General features: G+C 51.1%; 16 protein-coding genes. 4 read left to right on the top strand and 12 right to left on the bottom strand.

All coding sequences use genetic code 11. The features are described from left to right. Positions 1 to 78: 78 nt before the first annotated feature. The 3 genes from H6G21_RS07645 to H6G21_RS07635 form a co-directional block, all read right to left on the bottom strand. Positions 79 to 654, bottom strand: a complete 576-nt coding sequence (locus H6G21_RS07645) for a hypothetical protein (RefSeq protein WP_190572279.1) — start codon at positions 652 to 654, stop codon at positions 79 to 81. Between the two features lie 501 nt (positions 655 to 1,155). Continuing rightward, a complete protein-coding gene (locus tag H6G21_RS07640) occupies positions 1,156 to 1,938 on the bottom strand; it encodes a DUF554 domain-containing protein (RefSeq protein WP_242041707.1) in 783 nt (260 codons plus the stop codon). A gap of 185 nt (positions 1,939 to 2,123) precedes the next feature. Next, complete coding sequence (locus H6G21_RS07635; RefSeq protein WP_190572277.1) at positions 2,124 to 3,122, bottom strand: SGNH/GDSL hydrolase family protein; 999 nt, start codon at positions 3,120 to 3,122, stop codon at positions 2,124 to 2,126. A 488-nt stretch (positions 3,123 to 3,610) separates the two neighbouring features. Between H6G21_RS07635 and H6G21_RS07630 the strand changes: the two genes are divergently transcribed. Further along, positions 3,611 to 3,772, top strand: coding sequence for a hypothetical protein (locus H6G21_RS07630; RefSeq protein WP_190572500.1), 162 nt, complete (start codon positions 3,611 to 3,613; stop codon positions 3,770 to 3,772). Between the two features lie 118 nt (positions 3,773 to 3,890). Here H6G21_RS07630 and acs read toward each other — a convergent pair whose 3' ends face one another. The 7 genes from acs to H6G21_RS07595 form a co-directional block, all read right to left on the bottom strand. Further along, on the bottom strand, positions 3,891 to 5,861 hold the full coding sequence (acs, locus tag H6G21_RS07625) for an acetate--CoA ligase (RefSeq protein ID WP_190572275.1): 1,971 nt from the start codon (positions 5,859 to 5,861) through the stop codon (positions 3,891 to 3,893). A 129-nt stretch (positions 5,862 to 5,990) separates the two neighbouring features. Then, on the bottom strand, positions 5,991 to 10,199 hold the full coding sequence (locus tag H6G21_RS07620) for a CHAT domain-containing protein (protein WP_190572273.1): 4,209 nt from the start codon (positions 10,197 to 10,199) through the stop codon (positions 5,991 to 5,993). 354 nt (positions 10,200 to 10,553) lie between these two features. After that, the gene (locus H6G21_RS07615; protein ID WP_190572271.1) at positions 10,554 to 11,495 is read right to left on the bottom strand and encodes a zinc-binding dehydrogenase; all 942 of its coding nucleotides are present in this window, start codon (positions 11,493 to 11,495) and stop codon (positions 10,554 to 10,556) included. 111 nt (positions 11,496 to 11,606) lie between these two features. Further along, positions 11,607 to 11,963 (bottom strand): Spx/MgsR family RNA polymerase-binding regulatory protein, encoded by a 357-nt coding sequence (locus H6G21_RS07610; protein WP_190572480.1) that lies wholly within the window; start codon positions 11,961 to 11,963, stop codon positions 11,607 to 11,609. Positions 11,964 to 12,173: 210 nt separating this feature from the next. Then, positions 12,174 to 13,586: a ferredoxin:protochlorophyllide reductase (ATP-dependent) subunit N gene (locus H6G21_RS07605; RefSeq protein ID WP_190572269.1), complete on the bottom strand. Its 1,413-nt coding sequence runs from the start codon at positions 13,584 to 13,586 to the stop codon at positions 12,174 to 12,176. Between the two features lie 280 nt (positions 13,587 to 13,866). Continuing rightward, positions 13,867 to 14,721, bottom strand: coding sequence for a ferredoxin:protochlorophyllide reductase (ATP-dependent) iron-sulfur ATP-binding protein (bchL, locus tag H6G21_RS07600; RefSeq protein WP_190572266.1), 855 nt, complete (start codon positions 14,719 to 14,721; stop codon positions 13,867 to 13,869). 394 nt (positions 14,722 to 15,115) lie between these two features. Then, a complete protein-coding gene (locus tag H6G21_RS07595) occupies positions 15,116 to 15,307 on the bottom strand; it encodes a hypothetical protein (RefSeq protein ID WP_190572265.1) in 192 nt (63 codons plus the stop codon). A 150-nt stretch (positions 15,308 to 15,457) separates the two neighbouring features. On the opposite strand from H6G21_RS07595, the gene H6G21_RS07590 reads away from it, so the two are divergent. After that, a complete protein-coding gene (locus H6G21_RS07590) occupies positions 15,458 to 16,438 on the top strand; it encodes a protochlorophyllide reductase (protein ID WP_190572264.1) in 981 nt (326 codons plus the stop codon). Positions 16,439 to 16,547: 109 nt separating this feature from the next. On the opposite strand, the gene H6G21_RS25385 is transcribed toward H6G21_RS07590, so the two are convergent. Together H6G21_RS25385 and H6G21_RS07580 are read right to left on the bottom strand one after the other, a co-directional pair. Beyond that, positions 16,548 to 16,811: a type II toxin-antitoxin system VapC family toxin gene (locus H6G21_RS25385; RefSeq protein WP_199307090.1), complete on the bottom strand. Its 264-nt coding sequence runs from the start codon at positions 16,809 to 16,811 to the stop codon at positions 16,548 to 16,550. Positions 16,812 to 16,970: 159 nt separating this feature from the next. Next, on the bottom strand, positions 16,971 to 17,225 hold the full coding sequence (locus H6G21_RS07580) for a hypothetical protein (protein WP_190572262.1): 255 nt from the start codon (positions 17,223 to 17,225) through the stop codon (positions 16,971 to 16,973). 487 nt (positions 17,226 to 17,712) lie between these two features. Between H6G21_RS07580 and H6G21_RS07575 the strand changes: the two genes are divergently transcribed. Further along, positions 17,713 to 17,931 carry a hypothetical protein gene (locus H6G21_RS07575; RefSeq protein ID WP_190572260.1) on the top strand — a complete coding sequence of 73 codons (219 nt, stop codon included), beginning with the start codon at positions 17,713 to 17,715 and terminating at the stop codon, positions 17,929 to 17,931. 372 nt (positions 17,932 to 18,303) lie between these two features. Continuing rightward, complete coding sequence (locus H6G21_RS07570; RefSeq protein ID WP_190572258.1) at positions 18,304 to 21,006, top strand: ATP-dependent RecD-like DNA helicase; 2,703 nt, start codon at positions 18,304 to 18,306, stop codon at positions 21,004 to 21,006. Positions 21,007 to 21,096: the final 90 nt, after the last annotated feature.

Raw genomic sequence — 21,096 nt, 5'->3', positions numbered from 1 at the left:
CTCCTATTGCCAAAAAAAAGCGGACGATAGGCAATGGAAAATGCTACCGTCCTGCTGCAATGAAAATCAAAAATAGGCTTAGCCTGCCGATTTGCGACGTCCCCGTGTACTCGGTGCTTTGGTGGCTTTGGTGGCCTTGGTCGCGGTACGAGTTTTGGCAGCAGGGGCAGCTTTAGCAGCTGTAGAACCAGCCTTACGACCCCGCTTAGCGGGTGTGGGGGCAGGAGCTGCTTCCACGACTTCAGCTTTGGGTTTGCGTCCGCCACGCTTTTTCGTAACTTCAGCCTGTTCCACTGCGCCATTCACAGCAGCGGTAGCCAGCTCTAGGGTTTTACCCGTCAGCTTACCCAGGGTGCGACGACGACGGCGCGTTTTGCCTCCATCGGTATTGCGCTTCACAGAGGAGAGGTAATACTTCAAGGTCGAAGCACTAATCTCAACGCCTCTCTCGGAAAGCATTTTAGAGATTTCAACGTAGGTGTAGCCACGATCGAGGGCTAGGGTGATCTGATCCTTCAGAGCGTCGATCGCTTCCCGCAAAGACCAGATCTCTTTGGGTTTCTCTTCTAAGCCTTCCAGCAGAGAGGATGCTTGTTCGATCGCGTTCTTCGAAACGAGTGTAGATGTCGGCGATCTCCGTTTTGGTGCAGCCATTAGATTGTCCCTACAGTAAATAAACGTTGTGACTTTATTTATGTATACCCTGATATTTGCAAATTGACGAACTAATTTCTGAAATATTTTTGAAATGTTTAGAAAAATTCGCCTAAGTGATGATCGATTTCGTTATCCCATTGAGTTGTTTTACTCATTTTGGCTGACTAGCTGACCGACTAGCTGACCGACTAGCTGACCTGTAATTGACCTATAACTGACCTATAACCGACCTGTAACTAGCCCATTCATGGCCCGTTACTCATGGTGAATGTTGTCGCCTCTCGCCCTGTCGAGTCAACATACCGATCGCAATTACCTAGCTGCCATCCTCTACGATCTGTCTGGCTCGATCGTCTACGTTGGCAGTCTTGCCATGGTTATGGGATAGCAGAGAGCTGAGACGCCTTTTGGAGATTTCTCCGATTCTCGCCCCAGCCAATCCCGGCCAGTTCATTTCTGTAACTCTCTTGCTAACCCTAGGACTGACCACACCATGGTCTAACCAGTAATCATCTGTGCGATGGCAAATAGGACGGGGCCTAGGATTAAGGCGGGTAGGAAGGAACTGACACGCAAGCGAGCGACCTCCAACAAGTTGAGGCCAATGCCGACGACCATCAATCCACCCACACCAGAAACCAAGTGAACGCGCGGATCGATCGTCGGGTCGGGTAACGATTGGGCCAGCAGACCCGCAAATAAGGAGAGCCCCCCTTGGTAGATCAAAATCGGTACGATCGAGAAACCGACCCCAATGCCATAAATACTGCTAAAGGCGATCGAGGCAAAGCCATCCATCACCGCTTTCACAGTCAGAAGATTGCTATTTCCTGACAAACCATTGTTCAAGCAACCCACAATGGTGATAGGGCCAATGCAAAATAACAGACTGCTAATCACAAATCCTTCGGTAAACCGTCCCGTCCCTCGGCAACGATCTTTCAACCAATCACCCAAATTTGTGAGTTGAGCCTCTAGGTTGAGGCTTTCGCCAATGACGCCGCCTACGACCATGGCAAGCAGCCCGAGAATGATGCCATCGATCGGGCCAGCCTTGGCTTTTAACATGCTGCTGGCAAGGGTGAAGCCTAGGAAGAGGGTAAATAGCCCCAGTCCTTGCGTAATCACCTGCTGGATGATCTGTGGTAGCCGCCCTCTAATGCTGACCCCCAATAGTGTTCCCAATAAAACCGTGATGATATTAATCCAGGTTCCACTGGTTTTGTCCCAGACCGTCAGCATTGCGACCAATGGGGATGGCGCAACGGAATAAATTGTCATCAACAGAGAAAACAAAGTAGGTGTGAAATTGCAGGGATGAAATTAAAGATGCACTACTTTACCAGATATAGCCTACGGTTATGTACTGACTTATGATGCTTTTTGGACGAATACGGGGATGGAACACATAACGGCCCCATTAATAAGCGCAGACCCAAATAAGCACAGACCCATTAATAAGCTAGCTAAATCTGGAGTTGCTGTAGCCATTGCTGGATCTGATCGCTGATCTGTTGGTTCCCCTGGGGGTTGAGGTGGATGTGATCATGGTAGAGCGATCGAGGACTGGATTGTGCTTGGAAGTGGGGTAAACAGTCGATGAATGAGATTGTACGGTCTTGCAGGAACTGCGCCAGCCGTTGGCGGGCATCGATTTCATAATTACGGGATCCCGTTTCAATTTCCCGCAGCAATGGGGTCAGTATAACTAATAACTGAGCTTGGTGTTGCTGGGCCATTTGGTGGATTTGGTCGATCGCCTGTAAATTTCGGCCCACCCGATCGCCCCCTTCAGCATAGACGGCCTGTAGCTGCGGTGATAACTTCGGTGCGGGCAACACGTAGCGAGTGATCACTTCTTCTAATGCTAAGAACGGTAATCGATCGGGATAATTGCGATCGTGGCCTACGACCAGATCCGTCGGAGCGGTGGCAAATAAATCATCAGTATTAATAATCAGAACAATCCTTTGGGATTCAAAGGTTCCGAACTGTTTGAGATATGGGAATTCGCTCCTAGGGGACCACGAGTTGGCAGAGGCGTTTAACACTTCGATCGTAGACAGCTTAGCTCGCTGTAATGCAGCACTCAGATTCCCCTTAGCCTGCGCTGGGTTCTGAACCTGGGTCTGAATCTGGGTCTGGAGCTGAACCTGTAACAGGGTGGAAATGGTTTGGGATTGATCCGTCCACCAACCTCCATTGGCAACGGAATCGCCCAGCAACAGGATACGGAAGGTCGTAGGCGATCGCTCCGGGGTAATTTCGCCACTGCGCATGGAATATTGATTAATCGCAATCGTATTCCCAAACCGCTTCACAGTTTGATTGGGCGCAAGCCGATAGCCCATTTCTGGATCAGCTAGGTACAGTAGAGGATGCCCAAATCCAAAGCGAACTCGCAAAAAGATCTCGATTCCAAGCAGGGCCAAGAGGATCGCGATCGCACCCAAGAGCAGTTTCATTATGGCGAAGTGGCAAATGGCAATATTAATGGGTCGCTAGCATTGTACGGGGCAATGTTCTTTCTGAGAAGAGAGCCGATCGGGTCAGGGACGATCGAGCCAAGGGAAATCAGACCCAGGACGATCGGCAGTGTAGCCTTCGCAGATGACTCAAACCTTAGAAACGTTTACAAAAAATTTCAAAAATCGCTGGAGAAGTTGTGAATATTTAAGAAACTAATGAGTCTTAGCCATTAGGATAAAGGTAATCGTCCAAATGCTGAGTCAGAAGCAGGGAATAGCCGTCAACGCGCGAGCTAGCAATAGATGAGTGCATGAATGTGCAGTACACAGATGAACCAAGATGACTGTCAGCCTCAATGTTCTTACAGGAAGGATCGATGCTCTTGCAGGATCGATGACGATCAAGACTGAGCACTGGACATGAAAAGCTGTAACGTTTTTTTCAGTTGAATTTTAAGGGATCAAGTTCCAAGGAGTAACCGACTATGAGACGATTCCGCAACCCATTGTCTGATCTGAATCGAGGCATTATGCGGTTTGATGGCGCAGATAGTCCAGCAACGGTTACTCTGTCCTCGCTCATTATTCTGGGTAGCATTGTGCTACTGATTCTCTGGGCAATGAGAAATGCGTATTTGTTGGGGTAGATGGGCTCAGTTAAAGGGTAAAAACCGGTCTATAGCAGCCATAACATCTATAGCAGCCATAACAAAGGAGGCGTTGCAACCACTGGTTGCAACGCCTCCCTACTAGGAGCCTGTGGGATTACCCCTCGCCCCGCAGTTTTTCCAGCACTGTGCGATCTTCCAGCGTCGAAGTATCGCCGGAAATTTCCTGTCCTGCGGCCAAGGAGCGTAGCAGACGACGCATAATTTTGCCCGATCGGGTTTTGGGTAAAGCATCAGCAAAGCGGATTTCTCCGGGACGGGCGATCGCGCCAATTTCCTGGACGACGTGCTGCTTCAGTTCCTTCATCAGGGTATCGCTGGCAGTTTGCGTCCCTTCCAAGGTGACAAACGCCACAATCTCCTCGCCCTTCAGGTCATCGGGTTTACCGACCACGGCAGCTTCCGCTACAGCGGGGTGGGACACCAAGGCAGACTCAATTTCCATCGTACCCAGCCGGTGGCCTGCCACGTTAATCACATCATCCACCCGGCCCATAACCCAGAAGTAGCCGTCTTCATCCCGCCGCGCCCCATCTCCCGCGAAATACAGGTACTGCCCATCCTTGGGGGCAATGTGCTCCCAGTAGGTGCGGCGGAAGCGATCGGGGTCACCGTAAACGGTACGCATCATGCCAGGCCAGGGATGGCGCACCGCCAAGTAGCCCCCTTCGTTAGGGCCGACGGAATTGCCGTCTAAATCCACCACGTCGGCCAGAATGCCGGGGAAAGGCAGGGTGGCGGAACCGGGCTTGGTGGCAATGGCTCCGGGCAAGGGCGTAATCATAACGCCACCCGTTTCCGTTTGCCACCAGGTATCGACGATCGGGCAACGACCGCCACCAATCACCTGGTGATACCACATCCAAGCTTCGGGGTTGATCGGTTCGCCCACGGTGCCCAGGAGCCGCAGGGAGGACAGATCGCGGGACTGGGGATGCTGATCACCCATTTTGATGAAGGCTCGGATCGCCGTGGGTGCGGTGTAGAAAATGCTGACCTTATGCTTTTGGATCACATCCCAAAAAGCCCCCGGATTGGACGGACGGGGTGCCCCTTCGTACATCAGCGTCGTTGCCCCATTGGACAGCGGCCCATAGACGACATAGCTGTGGCCCGTAATCCAACCCACATCAGCGGTACACCAGTAGACATCGTTTTCCTGCAGGTCAAAAATCCACTTGCAGGTCATGTGGGCGTAGAGGTTATACCCAGCGGTGGTGTGCACCACACCCTTGGGTTTGCCCGTGGAGCCGGAGGTGTAGAGAATGAACAACATGTCCTCGGAGTCCACGGGTTCAGCGGGACAGTCTTCGGAAATGCCAGCTTCTAAGTCATGCCACCAAAAATCCCGATCGGCCTGCATGGGAATGTCTTGGCCCGTGCGCTTGGCAACGACGACGGTTTGCACCACCGATTGGCCATCCTCAAGGGCTTTGTCTACGGCATCCTTCAGGGGAACGATCGCATCTTTGCGCCAACCGCCATCGGCAGTCACCACAACTTTTGCAGCGGCATCAATCAAGCGATCGCGCAGGGCTTCCGCACTAAATCCGCCAAACACAACCGAGTGGGATGCGCCAATCCGAGCACAGGCCAACATTGCGATCGCCGCTTCCGGAATCATCGGCATGTAAATCCCGACGCGATCGCCCTTTTGGACACCCAATTTTTTTAAGACATTAGCAAATTTGCAGACTTCCCGATGCAAATCTTCATAGGTCAGAACTTTAGAATCCCCCGGCTCCCCTTCCCAAATGATGGCGGGTTTGGTGCGGCGTTCCGTTGTCAAATGGCGATCGAGGCAATTGTAGGAAAGGTTGGTCTTACCATTGACAAACCATTTAGCAAAGGGAGGATTGCTCCAATCTAGGACGGTATCCCAGGGTTGGAACCAGTGCAATTCCTGCTGGGCTAAATTGCCCCAAAAGGCCAGCGGGTCAGCCTTGGCCGTTTCATAAATCTGCTGATACTCATCAAAGCTTTTAATCGCAGCTTGGCTGGCAAACTCCGCACTGGGCGGAAATAAACGGTTTTCCTGAAGAATGGATTCGATCGTCGGTTGAGACATGACTTTGCGCCTATGTTTACTAAATCAAAATGCCAATGTAGAGGCTATTCAGTAATGGGTTGATGATTCGGCTCCCGCCATTGTCTCAAGATTTTGGCCATCCTGCTACCGTTTTCCGTTGCCTTTTCTCTACCAGGGATTGCCAATTAAGGTAAATGCGCCCCAGTAATAGGGATGGGAAAATTCGGTAATTCCTTGTTCTAATAGGGTTTGTGGGAGGGGAAATCGGCTGTAGGACGTAATCAAATGGCCTTGCTCGATGCGAACTTTGCCCGACTGCATTGCTACTTGGGTGGCTTGGAGGGCTGCCGATCGCGTAAAGGTGTGGTTCAAGTGACCATAAAACTCGCTCATAAAGGCGAGGGTACCCAGATCGGAAACGGGCCATAAACTGCCGAGGGTCGATCGGACGCCCGCCGCCGCCGCTAGCCCAGCAAACCCTAACTCAGAGGTGCGATCGCCCACCGCTGTACTGCAAGCGCTCAGGACTAATAAATCGATCGGCGGATGGTCAAGATTTAAGCTGCGTAACTGATCCAACGTGAGTTTGCGATCCCAAAATTGAATGTAAGAACGACTAAGGGCACCGGGATTAAACGCTGCATGGGTTGCTAAATGAACAATATTTGCTGGAAAGGTCGATCGGGTTTTGAGTAAATTCTTCACCGTAAAGGCTTCATTCAGCAGCACTTTTCCCGATCCAAGTTCCTGGCTGACCAGCTTCACTTCAACTGCTGCCGCTGGTAAGGGAACATGGCGCTGAAACGTCTCCGCACCGGAGGCCAACACCGATCGCCGCTGGCTGACGATCGTTCGATCCATTAAGCCCACACTGGGAATGAGGGAGATTTGGTAGTCTTGGATGGCATAGGTTTTGCCGTTATGCAGCAGTGACAAGGGGAGTAACCGGAGATCCGCATCTAGACTATAAATGAGTTGGTTGATTTGCTGCTGCTGGAGTTCAGGCACCAATGGCTGAAGCAACCATTGATAAAATTCCTGGCCAAAGACGGGCAGGGTTTTGACATCTTCAACATCCGACACAAAGAGATTTAACGCTTGTAAGCGATCGCGAACTTGCTGGCGGGTAAACGGGGTTTCCTTGCGAATCAGGTTTCCCTGCGGTGTCAACAGCAAAAGTTCTAGGCGATCGGTCGGGCTAGATTGCTGGAGAGGCAACTCCTGGAACCCAGTCAGGTTGACGGTGGATTGGGCGATCGGGGAGGCCGTTGATCGATTGGGCGTAAACCGACCATAAATAATGGCGGGACGTTTTTTCTTTTGAGTCTGCGCCTGTTGCAGCATGGTTTGAATATCATTCAACCCGATCTCTGGAGTGGGAGATAAGCTGAGGAACTGGCGATAGTCCTGGCTAAATAGATCATCTAGACGTTCGAGTTCGATGGGCGACAAAAGCATAGGCCCTTGCATCACAGGTCCTTGCATCTCAGAAGCTGGCATCTCAGAAGCTGGCATCCTTGAGGGCGCGAGCTTGATCGGGTTGGAACGCACCAGTTCCGGCGGCTGGATTCCAGACGGAGCACTTTTCTCAGCAGGAGCGGGGGGAGCCGTTGGTGGGAGTCCTGGAGCAGGGGCGATCGGTGCAACAACGGGAGGGGTTGGAGGAAGCGTTTCTACTTCTACTGCACCAATATCACTGTTGATGCCACTAGGACGAATCACACCCCGTTGGTCGATCGTGAGTGTGGTATTGCCAGCGTCGATCGCAGGACTCCCCGCTAACGGGACATGGGTCGCGGTCAGCCCACCGTAATTCCCTAAGGGAGATAGGTTAGGAGCCGTACCATCCGGCAAATCTGAATTGATATAACCAATGCTGGTTCCCCGATTTTGGACTAAATTATTACCTTGGCTAGTAAGACTTCCTTGAACATCGGGATTAATCGGAGCGCGATTTCCCGCCACGATCGTATTTTTCAGCGTTAACGTACCACCGAAGAGGTTGGAAATACCGCCACCGCCATTGGCCGCTTGGTTATTGGCGATCGTGACACTATCCAGAACCGCCTGTTGACTTTGCCCCAAGGAAACGCCGCCCCCTGCATTATTCACCGTATTTCCCGACAGGGTAACATTGACCAATGTTGCTGCGGCAATGCCAAGATCGCTATTTAAATCTAAGGCTCCACCATTTGCCGTCGCAAAATTGTTATTGAAGGTGCTGCTAGTCACATTCAGGCTTGCTTTGAAAACCAGTTTGACCCCGCCTCCAACACCATTAGCTTGGTTGTTCGCGATCGTACTATTAGTAATATCGACGGTTCCAGCACTGGTGGAAATTCCCCCCCCGCCGTTATTCGCTTGGTTATTCGTAATCAGACTTTGATCGAGGGTTAAACTTCCCGTATTGGCAATGCCGCCCCCAGCGCCACTAGCAACATTATTAGTCACCGCCACCTTGGAAAGGGTCAGAGTCCCAGCATTCAAAATTCCGCCCCCATCGGCCCCATTCAACGATCGCCCGTCTTGAATCGTTAAGTTGGCGAGGGACGCAATCACCCCGGCACTATTGGTTACATCATTACTAGCAACGGTAAAAACTTGGGTGGTTTGATTGCCGCTAATAACGGTACTACCGATTCCGGCTCCGCTGAGATTGACTGATCGATCGAGCACGATCGGGACATCGGTTCGATAAATTCCTGCGCCGAGTTCAATGCTGCGGGGGCCGTTCACCGTACCGATCGATTGAATCGCCGTCTGAATGGATTGTGCTGTGGGATTGGGTTGGGGATTGATTTGATTCAGCTTGAACGTGAGGCCGCCAGTACTACTGAGATTGATGGTTGCGCCGTTGGGATTGAGGAAATTCCGACCAATTAGCGTTAAAGATGCGCTGCCGCCCCCTAATTGATTAATGCTATCGGTTAAGGTGATATCGCCATTGCCGCCTGTACCGCTGGCCGTGGTGATGGTGACGTTGGTGCCGTTGTTGAGTGCAGTTTCGATCGTGGCGGGCGCAATTTGGCTAGCGACTCCCGTTGTGGGCGGGTCAAAGATGCCATTACTAATCGTGCCGAGATTCCCCCCTCCATTAACGTCATTAATAATATTGATATCCGTCGGGTCAAGTAACCAAGTGCCCACTTGACCCTGGGGGGCACTGGCATCCACTTGGGCCTGGGTGATGTCTAAAAATTGTTTTCCAGAGGTTTCAATCAGCCCGCCATTGCCGCTCAATTGGCCACCCCGAGCCGTTGCCGTTCCTGCAAATTTTGTGTTGCCATTAGCCCAGACAATGATTTTTCCACCATTGCCGTTATTGATCGCATTGGCATTAATCGTAGAGGCACGATCGACAAAGGTTGCTGTTGCCGTTGGGGTTGGGCCTTGTCCTTGGTAATCACCGCCGATCAATACCGTGCCACCCCCCGTGGCTCCGGTCGCTTGAACTTGCGCGTTAATTAAACCAACCCGATCGCCCAGAATTTGAATGCGAGAGTCCTGGGCTTGGGAACCACTGGTGGAAACGCTTCCGGAGACGATCGTGGTACCGGACTGCACGGGAACTAGGCTGGTATTGTTGGTAGAATTCTGGGTTAACTTAAGCAGACCATTTTCTACGGTTAAGCCCGTCGCTGTGGCCACTTCGCCCCCTGTCAGTAATTCCGGTAACGACTTAGCCGCGATCGGGGAATTATTTACGGTCGATCGATCGTTCAGGGGAATTTCCAACCCCAGTAAACTACCATCGGGTTGAATGCGCAAGGTTTGATTGCCCAGCGTTGAAGCGATCGTAATTTTGCCATTGGGAGCCGTCAGTGTCCCAGTATTGACCACCGTTCCGCCCAGTAATGCCAAGGATTGCCCTGCATTCACGGTTAGATTCCCAGTGTTGATCACGGAACCGGGCTGGAGGGCGCTGAATTGGAATTCGATCGGTTGTCCCAAAAGCGTGGCATAGTCATTGGCACCGATCGCGTTAAACCCTTGGCCATTGCTGAAACCGATGCGATCGGCGGTCGTTGCCGTGAATGATCCTGGGACATTTAATGTCGCGTTTTGCCCAAAGAGAATTCCCGCCGGATTGATCAGAAATAAATTCGCATGACTGCCTGTAACTTGCAGTTTGCCGTTAATTAGCGAAGCATCCCCCCCAACAATTCGCCCCAGAATATTCTGTACCGTGGGTTGCGTCAGGAAATTCGCAGTCTGATCAGCACCTACGTTAAATTGCTGAAAACTATGGAAGAGATTCCCGCCATTCTGGGTTCCCCCGGAAATGTCGATCGTCGTTCCAGTTGGGGTGACTTGGGTTCCGGTACCATCGATCGTGGGGGTAATGGATTGCGCCCAACTACCACCGGGAAAGAGCATTCCAAGCCCAAGGCTGCCAGATAAAACACCAACAACGCTAAGAAAAGGGAGTCGAAATCGGTAACAGGAATCCATAACGGTTCAATTAGCCCAGACAACAGAGGAATCAAAGATAAGGGTGACTGACCTTCAAGGAGACATTCCCTTAAAAGCCAAATCTAACCGTCGTCGTACACCTTAACCTAATTCTCCCTAAGGGGAATAGCAACCGGATTCCCGCTGATAAGTTATTGATTCTCAGTCAGATGGCTGAGTTTTTTGGATTTCAGGTGAAAATTTTTGTGTTCAAAGAGTATGGCGACCCAAGCCTATGACGACCCAAGCCTATGACGACCCAAGAGCATGGTGACTGATCTAGTCCGATCGCACTTGCAAGACCGCTTTGCCGACAAAGGCGCGATCGGTTAACTGTTGCGCCACTTCACCCACCGATTCCCAGGAGGTTTCCAGATCAATGTGCGGTTTGAGCAAACCCGTTTCCACTAATTTAACTAAGCGCTCCAATCCCAACGCTGCCGGATATTTCAGCACTTCATGGAACAGAATAAAGCCGTAGAGTTGCAGGCCACCTTTGCCGTAAAAGTTCCCGACGTTAATCAAGGCTTCCCGGCCAGCGGTCGAGCCAAAGGTAACGACCATGCCATCCTTGCCCAGCAGTTCCAAAACCGTGGGTAAGACCCGATCGCCGACGGAATCCAGCACTAAATCGTAGGGGCCATACTGGGCTGCATCGGCAGGTGTTTCCCCTTCCACCACCTCATGGGCACCTGTTGTTTTGACAAAGGAAACCTGCTGCGATCGACGCACATGGGCCACCACGTAGGCTCCGGCGGCTCTGGCCAGTTGGCAAGCGGTATGCCCCACCCCACCGGAGGCACCTGTGATCAGCACCTTTTTGCCCAGCAGCAACCCACCCTTTTCCAAGGTCATCAGGGCCGTCAAACCCGCCACGGGCAAAGTCGCGGCCACGTTAAAGGGAATCGTTGCGGGGAGGGCTGCGAGGGCCTGGGTCGGCACTGCCACCTGTTCTCCCCAAGCTCCAGCGGGTAGAAATCCCACTACCCGCGTTCCGACGGGAAAGCCAGACCCATCCGCCGCTGCCTGTTCCACCACACCCGCCAAATCCCAACCAATGCGCCAACCAGCATCCGCCGTTTGCGCCCGACGAATTTCTCCCCGATTCATGGAAAACGCATGGACGGTGACGATCGCTTCATTCGGCAACGGCACGGGTCGATCGACGGTTTTGAGCGCTAACCGACCAACGGCATTGGGATCAACAACGACTGCCCGCATGGAATCACTCTACCCATTCACTAGAATTAACAAGCTGAATTCCCGTCTCACTGAATCCTGAATCCTGAATATTGAGTCTTTCAGGACGATCTCGCCTTAACTAATCAGGCTTTAACCGATGGCCAACTGCTGGGCGATCGCATCGGGATTGCGAAAGCCAACGGCTACGGCGGTTCCGTCTTGCACGAATAACGGTCGCTTCAGCAGCATGGCATCTTGGGCAAAGGCCGTAATCCATTCCCCATCGCCCCAACTATCTTTGGTGGTGCCCAGCGATCGATAGGATTGGCCGGAGGTATTGCGCAGGGGTTTGTTGCCCAAGGTCTGCACCCAAGCGGTAATGTCTGCCTGACTGGGGGGATGGTCTTTGGTGTTGATGAATTCGTAGGGAATCTGTTTAGCATCCAGCCATGCCAGGGCTTTTTTGCAGGTGCCGCAGTTGGGAATACCGTAGACTTGGAGCGTCATAACAAGGAACAGAGGGGCTTTACGAAACGATTGCACCGTCTATCTTACAGGCTGATGGCCCGTACGCAAAACCCTCGCAAGAGAAACCGGGGGTTTTAGAAAACCCCGGTTTCTAGTCCACTACGCAAAAAAAAGGAGATATTGCTATCTCCTTGAGAAGAGTCTAAACCACACCTGATCTCAAACTTTCACAGCTTAAACTGGCACAGCTTAAACTTGCGCTTCATCCTTCACCAGCTTCTCCCAGCCCAACCCTTTCAACGCTTCATTGCGGCGCAGGGGGCGGGTCACCAGTTCCAGGATATCCCGTGCATTGCTGAAGCCATGGATTTGCGCGAAGGTGAACTCCACCGACCACTTGGTGTTGATGCCGCGCGCCTCCAAGGGGTTTGCGTGGGCCATCCCCGTAATCACCAAATCCGGCTGCACATCATAAATCCGCTGAATTTGATTGTAATTATCGGGTTTTTCGACAATCTTGGGCATTGCCACCCCCATTTCCCGGCAGGTTTTCTCTAGCAATGCCAATTCCGCTTGCTGGTAGCGCTTATCCATGTAGGGAATGCCGATTTCAGGACAGGTCATGCCACAGCGGATCAGGAATCGCGCCAGTGACACCTCCAGCAAGTTATCCCCCATGAAAAAGACTGATTTCCCTCGGATTAATTGCAGGTAATCCTCCAAGCTTTCCCAGATCTTGGCTTCCCGTTCCTCCAGCCCCTTCGGTTCCACCCCCAGAGCAGAGCAGATTTTTTCAATCCAAGCGCGGGTGCCATCCGGCCCGATCGGGAAGGGTGCGCCAATCAGTTTGGTTTTCCGGCGACGCATTAACGTTGTGGCTGTGCGAGAGAGAAAGGGATTGACCCCCGCAACGTAGTAGCCCTCATCCACCACGGGCAATTCCGTATAGCGTTTGGATGGCAGCCAACCGGAGACTTTAATGCCTTGCTTTTTCAGTTCCAAGGTTAACTGCGTCACCACGGGATCGGGCAGGGAGCCAAACAGAACCAGCGGATCGTGGTTGACGTATTCCGTTTCCTCAGCAGCCTTGGCATCTTCTTTCTTTTGGCCGAAGGTGAGTAATTTTTGAATCGCGTTCCGTTCGGTTTTTTCGGCTTCGGAACTGACCTGGGCGGAGGTGGGGCAGCGCTGAGCCATGGCCGCGAGAACGGTGTCTTCCCCTTGGGTGAAGGCGTAGTCTAAGCCATTGGCACGGGCCACGACGATCGGAATGCCAATTTCCGCTTCCAACTTCGGCGCAATCCCTTCCATATCCATCTTGATGATTTCTGTGGTGCAGGTGCCAATCCAGACAATCACCGAAGGATTACGATCGCGCTTAATTTGCAAACACAGTCGTTTCAGTTCTTCGTAGTCATTTAGTTGGGCGGAAATATCCCCTTCCTCCAACTCCGCCATGGCATAGCGCGGTTCTGCAAAGATCATCACACCCATGGCATTTTGCAGAAAATAGCCACAGGTTTTAGTGCCAACGACTAGGAAAAAGCTATCTTCAATTTTTTGGTAGAGCCATGCCACGCAGCTAATCGGGCAGAAGGTGTGATAGTTACCCGTTTCGCAGTCAAATTGAAGAGCTTGGGGTTGTGGATCGGCCAATGTCATAGTTGCGCGTCCTTAGCAGAAAAATGATTACAAGGAGAAATTCGGGGACTGACGATCGGGTGATTCGATCCCCCCTAGCCCCCCTTAATAAAGGGTAATAAAGGGGGAACCGGAGATTTACATTAAATGTCTCTTTGCAAATAAGACTTTCTCAAAGTCCCCCTTAAAAAGGGGGATTTAGGGGGGATCAGATTTCTTAGTCCCCCTTTTTAAGGGGGATTTAGGGGGATCGAATCTAGGGGATTTAGGGATCGAATCTCAGGGATTTCGGACCTGCGAACTAAACCATCATCAATTCAGCTTCGTTCTGCTTCGGCGTTTGGGGATTCAGGTAGAAGTCAGACAGGAGGGCAAACAAATCCCGATCGGGAGCATCATTGGGCACGACCCCTTCCGGTCTAGCCAAAATTTGATCGGCGATGTTGAGGTAGTAATCGCAGACATAGCTCAGGGAAGGATCGGACTCTGCCAGTTCAAACATGGTTTTGCCTTTGACGCGGGACACCCGAATGTCTTCAATCAAGGGCAACACTTCTAGGATGGGCATGGGTACCGCTTCCACATATTTCTCAATCAAGTCCCGTTTGGAGGTGCGGTTGCCAATCAGTCCAGCCAAGCGTAGGGGATGGGTACGGGCTTTTTCGCGCACAGAAGCGGCAATACGATTGGCAGCGAATAGGGCATCAAATCCGTTATCGGTGACGATCATGCAATAGTCCGCATAGTTCAACGGGGCTGCGAATCCGCCGCACACCACGTCACCCAACACATCAAAGAGAATCACATCATATTCGTCAAAGGCGTTCAGTTCTTTGAGCAACTTGACGGTTTCGCCCACCACATAGCCGCCACAGCCCGCGCCTGCTGGGGGGCCGCCCGCTTCCACGCAATGTACGCCGCCATAGCCTTCATGGATCACATCCTCCGGCCAAACATCTTCGTAGTGGAAATCCTTTTCTTGTAGGGTGTCAATGATGGTAGGAATCAGGAAACCTGTGAGGGTGAAAGTACTGTCATGCTTAGGATCGCAGCCAATTTGCAGTACTTTTTTACCGCGTCGGGCTAGGGCTACGGAGATATTACAACTGGTGGTTGATTTACCAATGCCACCTTTTCCATATACAGCCAGTCTCATAAGTGGAATCTCCTAGTTGAATCTCCGAGGGAGGGGTTACGGGCGGGTGTCGGGGTTGGCGAGTTAGGGGTGAAGGGATGACCAATCAATCTCAAGCGGGGGTAAGGGGGAAGCGGTCGAAATTAGTGAGTCCGCTCAATGGAATCTATTGGTCTATGACAAGCATTATTGTTCATGTTTCAGGTTCGGTAAACCCTGAAAGGCTGCGAATTAATGATTCGTTAGATTCATGGAAAATTAAAGGTATTCAAAAATCAATCTGAATAACCTGGAAATCTATTTTTAGAACTCTAGAAGTATTTATACATTCCTAATTATAAAATAAGAACAATAGACAAAAATATTCGATCGCTCCCGATGCCTCCAGTTCCCTCGGGTGAAAGGTCTTGTTAAATCAGCCTTTGGCCCGATCGATCCCGCCCCGTGGCATCGATGGAATCCCTAGCGGATCGGGCGATTGGCTCCGTTGGGAGCGCGGCTGGGGGCAGCGGACGGAATGGGCCAGCATCAGCCGGGATCGCAGGGCGGGGAAGGGCGGCACAGTGCCTGTTCTCTGGGTTTTCCGAGGGTGCCTCTGGGCTTCCATAAAGAATTGCATCGATTTGTCTAACATCTTGAAATGGGATCCCTAAACGGGTTAGAACACTGATGGACACCCCGAAATTGCGCTCACTGGGGTGCGACACTGAGACAAAACACTTAAGAGAAACAAGGACGATCAACGGAGTTTGAAGCAATGGGAAATGATCAAAAGCCAACGGTCGTAATTACAGGGACCACATCGGGTGTCGGTTTGTATGCAGCAAAGTCGTTGATCGATCGCGGCTGGCACGTTATTTTGGCGAATCGCAGCGTGGGTAAGGCGGAAACTGCGGCCAATGAGTTGGGCTTTCCGCAGGAGAGCTACACCATCATGCAACTGGATTTGGCGTCCTTGACCAGTGTGCGCCAGTTTGTTGCCAATTTCCGGGCCTTGGGCCGATCGCTGGATGGCCTGATCTGCAACGCGGCGATTTATATGCCGTTGTTGAAGGAGCCGCTCTTTTCCCCAGAGAACTATGAGCTGACCATGGCGACCAATCATTTGGGCCATTTCCTCCTGTGCAATCTGATGCTGGAGGACATGAAAAAGTCTACCTATAACGATCGGCGGATGGTGATCTTGGGCACCGTGACCCACAACCCCGATGAACTCGGTGGTAAGATTCCGCCCCGTCCCGATGTGGGTAACTTTGATGGTTTTGCGGCTGGGTTCAAAGCGCCGATTACCATGGCGAAGGGTGATAAGTTTGAACCCGTGCGGGCTTACAAAGAAAGTAAGGTGTGTAACGTGCTGACGATGCGGGAACTGCACCGCCGTTACCATACCTCGACGGGTATTACGTTTGTTTCGCTTTATCCCGGTTGCGTGGCGGATACGCCGCTGTTCCGCAACCACTATCCGCTGTTCCAAAAGCTGTTCCCCCTGTTCCAAAAGAACATCACGGGTGGTTATGTCAGTCAGGAATTGGCGGGCGATCGGGTGGCGATGGTGCTGGCTGATCCGGAGTACAAGCAGTCGGGGGCTTACTGGAGCTGGGGCAACCGTCAACGCAAGGATGGTCAGTCCTTTGTGCAGCGGGTGTCTCCCCAGGCGCGGGATGATGAAAATGCGCGTCGCATGTGGGATCTGACGATGAATTTGGTGGGGCTGGGGGCTGTGGCTGCGGCTCGGTAAGCTAGATTCTCCAAGCACTATTTTTTCTAAGACTTAAACTGAGACTATTCTCCCTTGACCCGTTGAGCGACTCACGCGATGACGATGTTGAGGGAGTTTCTCTATATCATTATTTCAAGAGCCGAGTGAAACCTGCTTGTTCAAAGTGATGGTCAGTGGTGAGGGCTTGTTGGATCGTCATTTGCCGCATAACGATGAAAGAACTGCAATCGACGAGGGACCAAGGTTTGTCAGGGCGGTTTTGGCAGAGTTCCCAGGCGGTCTGGTCGATCGTGGAATCAATGTGGATACGGGTGATGTAGGGATTTTGACGAATGATGTTGATATGGTTGAAGATGCGCGATCGAGATAGTCGGTGGGGACTGTTGAGCAATGCAACTAGTTCGGCGATTACATAGTTAGTGGTGACGAGTTAGTAGTTACGATTTCACTGGAATTAGCGATCGCAGTACGGAAATGCTCAGCAGCGATCGAATAATGGGTTTCGGTAGGGATGAAGATGCTTGCCCAGCCAGAGGTATCAATAAAAAGGTTATTCGGCATGATGGAGTTCTCGGTAGAGCGCTTCACCAATGTATTGGTCATGGCGTTCGGCAAGGTCGGTTGTGCCGAGATCTAGGGTGCCGATTAGAGAAAGTAGTTGATCGGTTGCGTTGTCTGATTTTGCGGGTTGGAGGTATTGATCGAGGACTTGGATGATCAGTTGTTCCAGGGTGGTTTGGGTTTGGGCAGCTTGGCTGAGGAGGTTTTGCTGTAGGGCTTCGGGGATGTCAAGGGTGATTTGCATAGGGGGTTAGATCCGTGAGTTGGTTTATTCATCAGTGTAGCGGATGGGCATGGGGGCTTACAGGTTGGGTCAGGGATGTGTGGTGTTCAACTGCACGGGTGCTGAATGACACTTGATGGATTTTTTAAATACTATTGACAGTGATGGTGGTTTGTCAGTAGCCTTGTTTCTTAAGCGATTGCCATGGACATCCTTCTTTCAACGGGTCGGCATGAAGCATGGGGTCGCTAGGTTCCAAAAATTTAGGCCACTACTCGGGATTGCGCCAACAACCCCAAGTAGCTATTCCCCCTCGCTGGTTGCGCAGCAAGGCGGCTTGTTGAGAATTTTAACATTCGATCGAGCCACTCTTGTTTGTGATGTCAAACGGGGTGGCTCTAAATTTTTGGGCTTCTTAAGACCCTCATCCCCAGCCCTTTTCCCGCAGGAGAAGGGAGCAAGATTACATTCGGGATGGGATTCACTTCAACAAGGAGAAGCTCACAATATGGCGAAAGGTTCTAGCGATCGGAGCGATCGTTCGGTTGAACATGAAAAACAACGCTTACAGATCCACTTAATCGGTCATCAAGAATTCATTCAGGATACGATTAATCAATTGCATGTCCATCGAATTGCTGACAGGATTCATTGGAGTCAACCGATGAAGATTGTCCATTCCGACGGGCAATACATCAGCATCCTCAGTCGCGAACGGCAAAGGTAACAGTTGAAGCATTGGTGTCCACAGGTTTATTTAGCAGTCTGTGGGCACCCCAGCTAACGCGAACCTTTCTCGCTCATTAGGGTGATGCAATCGTAACCTACTTTTCAAGTTGTTCTGTGGGCATCGTTTTCGGGTGAAAATCTAGAAAAACTTCATCATTGGCTTAGCCTAATCGATCGTTGCAACTGACTGGCAATGCTAAACTGGTTCCAGCAAAATCAACTCACAGCAGGTGAACTTTACTTAGGCATGGTTAGAGCGTGAGTTACTTGAGTTTCATTGCCTGCTTGAAGATGAGATTACAGATGTATGGCTATGAGATAAGAAAAGGATGTCCATGACTTTCTTTAACCGAGCGGAATTGGATAGTTAATGATTACAGTCACCAAGCAAATTCAGAGCGCTGATAAGGCAATCTGTCAGAATATTGAATCGCTTGCTGGCAAGCGGGCGTTACTCTCCCAAAACATTCTCGCACAGCTCCGGAACCTAGTTGAGGGAGTTGCGGTTCGTCTCCACACAAATTCACCCGATGCCGAATTCAAGTACGCTGCAATAGAGCCAGGACTAACCTTTGTCAAGAGTAAGGCAAAATTCAACTTCCTCGGAAAGTTTCACACTCTAATCCAGAAAAGTGCTTCCCATTACACCATGGACGGAGATGCTTCTGAGCGGTTGATGCTCAAGTATTACGAGTATCTCCACCGTATCCGCAGTTTGCTCCAAGACCACTGTGGAATCGCGGTGCTAGCAAACCTTGAGGACTTCCCTGTTAACCTCGACCCATCGCTGCAAGAGTACCACGAGAAGATAGCCGCAAGAATTGAGGCAATTCAATTAACTCAGCCATACGGCAGCCGTATGGATCGGTACTACATACACAAGACGCGCCCGTTCTTTGTCGGCGGGCGCATCTACTATGAAGTTACTTTTTACCCCGCTGTTAATAGAGTAAGCAAGTTTGATCGCATCATCGCTTTTACTCATATTGACATAAATGACAAGTATTCAGCGCTGTTGTTGCTTGAGCGGGACTCGATTGAAGTGCTCAACCAGACGATGCCCATCATGATTATTCGCGACTGGGCAGTCTCAATCCGCCCATGCGAGTTCGACAGCTTCGCGCGGCTTTTAGGCCTGCCCACAAAAGTTCAAACCAGATCGAGTGAGTATAGCTATTTGATGCGGAGGCTGACAGTTAGCTCCGGCAGCCTACTAGACTTGATGGACATTCCCGACGACAAGTACGAAAAGGTGAAGGCAGAAGGTATTGCCAACGTCGTCAAGCCGCAGATCTTCCCCGCGCTGGATGAGGCGCGTCACATCGTGCGTTTAGCTGCTCCGGGTTATAACGTTCTCCGATATCTTATGCTGCGGATGAACAACAAGATACTCAAACTTCTGTACGACCAAGCTGGTTGCCCCCGTCTCTCCAGCATGAAACTTCAGTATGGTTGTATTCCTTTTGACACTATGCCGTTTTGTACCTCGCTACCGGGGCATAATCCCCGTTACTGGGATCTTGTTGAGAGCCTCGATGTGACGGGACGAAGCCATGAACTGCTCGCTCGATACGTAAAGAACAACGTGGAGCGTCACGGAGTCCTCTACACGTCTGAGGTCGATCTCGAAGACTTCGGGGACGTTAACAACTTAATCTCCACCTACAACAACAATCTCTACAAAAAGCATACTGGGCGTCGGCTTGTACTCGACAAGAAGCACATCTTCATCTGCGAATATGAGAATGACACTGTTTCCATCGTTAAGAAGTTGCAGGAGTACTCATCATCTGGAATCGCTGGCTATACCCAAGCCGTCGAGCGCTGGCTTGTTCAAACACCTCATCCTATTGATGACCCGGCGAAGAAGGATGCGCTCAAGCAGTTGTTCAGCCAGTCGCGTGTCGCTCTGATCTACGGGGCAGCAGGCACTGGCAAGTCAACGATGGTGGATCACATCGCGCAATACTTTAACGATAAGGGGAAGCTCTTTCTCGCGCACACCAACCCAGCGATTGACAACCTCAAGCGCAAGGTAACTGCTCAGAGATCGGAATTCCGGACGATCAGCAGCCAGATCTACAGGAGTGCCTCCGATCCGGAGTATGACCTTCTCATCATTGATGAGTGCAGCACTGTGAGCAACGCAGACTTCATCAAGGTGCTGGATAAGACCTCCTTCAAGTTGCTCGTACTCGTTGGCGATGTATATCAAATTGAGTCGATTCAGTTTGGCAACTGGTTCGGAATCATTCGTTCATTCATACCGAATACGTCAGTGTTCGAGCTGACGACACCCTTCAGAACCAAAAACGACGCACTATTGGGCTTCTGGAACAAGGTTCGATCTATCGAAGACGACATCGCTGAGGTCATGGCCCGAAACGGGTACTCAACCGTGCTTGACGAATCACTGTTCGAGACCCAAATACAGGACGAGATCATCCTTTGCCTGAACTACGACGGTCTTTATGGCATTAATAACATCAACCGGTTTTTACAGAGCAGCAATCCTGGTGCAGCGACTACCTGGCGTGTCTCCACTTACAAGATTGGTGATCCTGTTCTCTTCAACGAGATCGAGAGATTTCGTCCGGTAATCTACAACAACCTGAAAGGGAAAATCATCAGAATCGAGCACGATCGTGACTGGATTCAGTTCGATATTGAACTGGATCGAGCACTCGATGAGTTTGATGTCTATTTTGTTGATGATCTCGAATGGATGGGCGACTCAACAGTACGCTTCAAGGTCTACAGCCACGATACGAGCGACGAGGATGATGACTCTCTGAACAACACGGTGCCATTTCAGGTAGCCTACGCTGTGTCGATTCATAAGGCGCAAGGTCTGGAGTATGACTCCGTTAAAATCGTGATCACTGATGCCAATGAAGATGATATCACGCACAGCATCTTCTACACAGCTGTAACTCGGGCACGTGAGAATCTGAAGATTTTCTGGACACCAGAGACGCAGCAAACTGTTCTCCAGCGTCTCTGCCATAGCACCAACCGAAAGGATGTTGCTCTCCTCGCTAATCGTCATGGCCTAAAACCAAGCAGTAGATGAGCTTCAGAGATAATAAGCATTATTGTTAAATGGGCATAGCTGGCGAGAGCCTAACATATGCCCTGAGCCTGACTAAGTCAAGTCAGAATG

The organism is Alkalinema sp. FACHB-956, assembly GCF_014697025.1.
Lineage (GTDB): Bacteria > Cyanobacteriota > Cyanobacteriia > Leptolyngbyales > Leptolyngbyaceae > Alkalinema.
Note: the sequence above shows the minus strand (reverse complement) of the source record. Positions and strands in the feature narration are given on the sequence as shown.

Bases quoted from the DNA above. Each gene is read 5' to 3' on its own strand.
- H6G21_RS07645 (WP_190572279.1), bottom strand. From the start codon at position 654: ATGGCTGCACCAAAACGGAGATCGCCGACATCTACACTCGTTTCGAAG.
- H6G21_RS07640 (WP_242041707.1), bottom strand. From the start codon at position 1,938: ATGACAATTTATTCCGTTGCGCCATCCCCATTGGTCGCAATGCTGACG.
- H6G21_RS07635 (WP_190572277.1), bottom strand. From the start codon at position 3,122: ATGAAACTGCTCTTGGGTGCGATCGCGATCCTCTTGGCCCTGCTTGGA.
- H6G21_RS07630 (WP_190572500.1), top strand. From the start codon at position 3,611: ATGAGACGATTCCGCAACCCATTGTCTGATCTGAATCGAGGCATTATG.
- acs (WP_190572275.1), bottom strand. From the start codon at position 5,861: ATGTCTCAACCGACGATCGAATCCATTCTTCAGGAAAACCGTTTATTT.
- H6G21_RS07620 (WP_190572273.1), bottom strand. From the start codon at position 10,199: ATGCTCTTTCCCGGTGGTAGTTGGGCGCAATCCATTACCCCCACGATC.
- H6G21_RS07615 (WP_190572271.1), bottom strand. From the start codon at position 11,495: ATGCGGGCAGTCGTTGTTGATCCCAATGCCGTTGGTCGGTTAGCGCTC.
- H6G21_RS07610 (WP_190572480.1), bottom strand. From the start codon at position 11,963: ATGACGCTCCAAGTCTACGGTATTCCCAACTGCGGCACCTGCAAAAAA.
- H6G21_RS07605 (WP_190572269.1), bottom strand. From the start codon at position 13,586: ATGACATTGGCCGATCCACAACCCCAAGCTCTTCAATTTGACTGCGAA.
- bchL (WP_190572266.1), bottom strand. From the start codon at position 14,721: ATGAGACTGGCTGTATATGGAAAAGGTGGCATTGGTAAATCAACCACC.
- H6G21_RS07595 (WP_190572265.1), bottom strand. From the start codon at position 15,307: ATGGAAGCCCAGAGGCACCCTCGGAAAACCCAGAGAACAGGCACTGTG.
- H6G21_RS07590 (WP_190572264.1), top strand. From the start codon at position 15,458: ATGGGAAATGATCAAAAGCCAACGGTCGTAATTACAGGGACCACATCG.
- H6G21_RS07580 (WP_190572262.1), bottom strand. From the start codon at position 17,225: ATGCAAATCACCCTTGACATCCCCGAAGCCCTACAGCAAAACCTCCTC.
- H6G21_RS07575 (WP_190572260.1), top strand. From the start codon at position 17,713: ATGGCGAAAGGTTCTAGCGATCGGAGCGATCGTTCGGTTGAACATGAA.
- H6G21_RS07570 (WP_190572258.1), top strand. From the start codon at position 18,304: ATGATTACAGTCACCAAGCAAATTCAGAGCGCTGATAAGGCAATCTGT.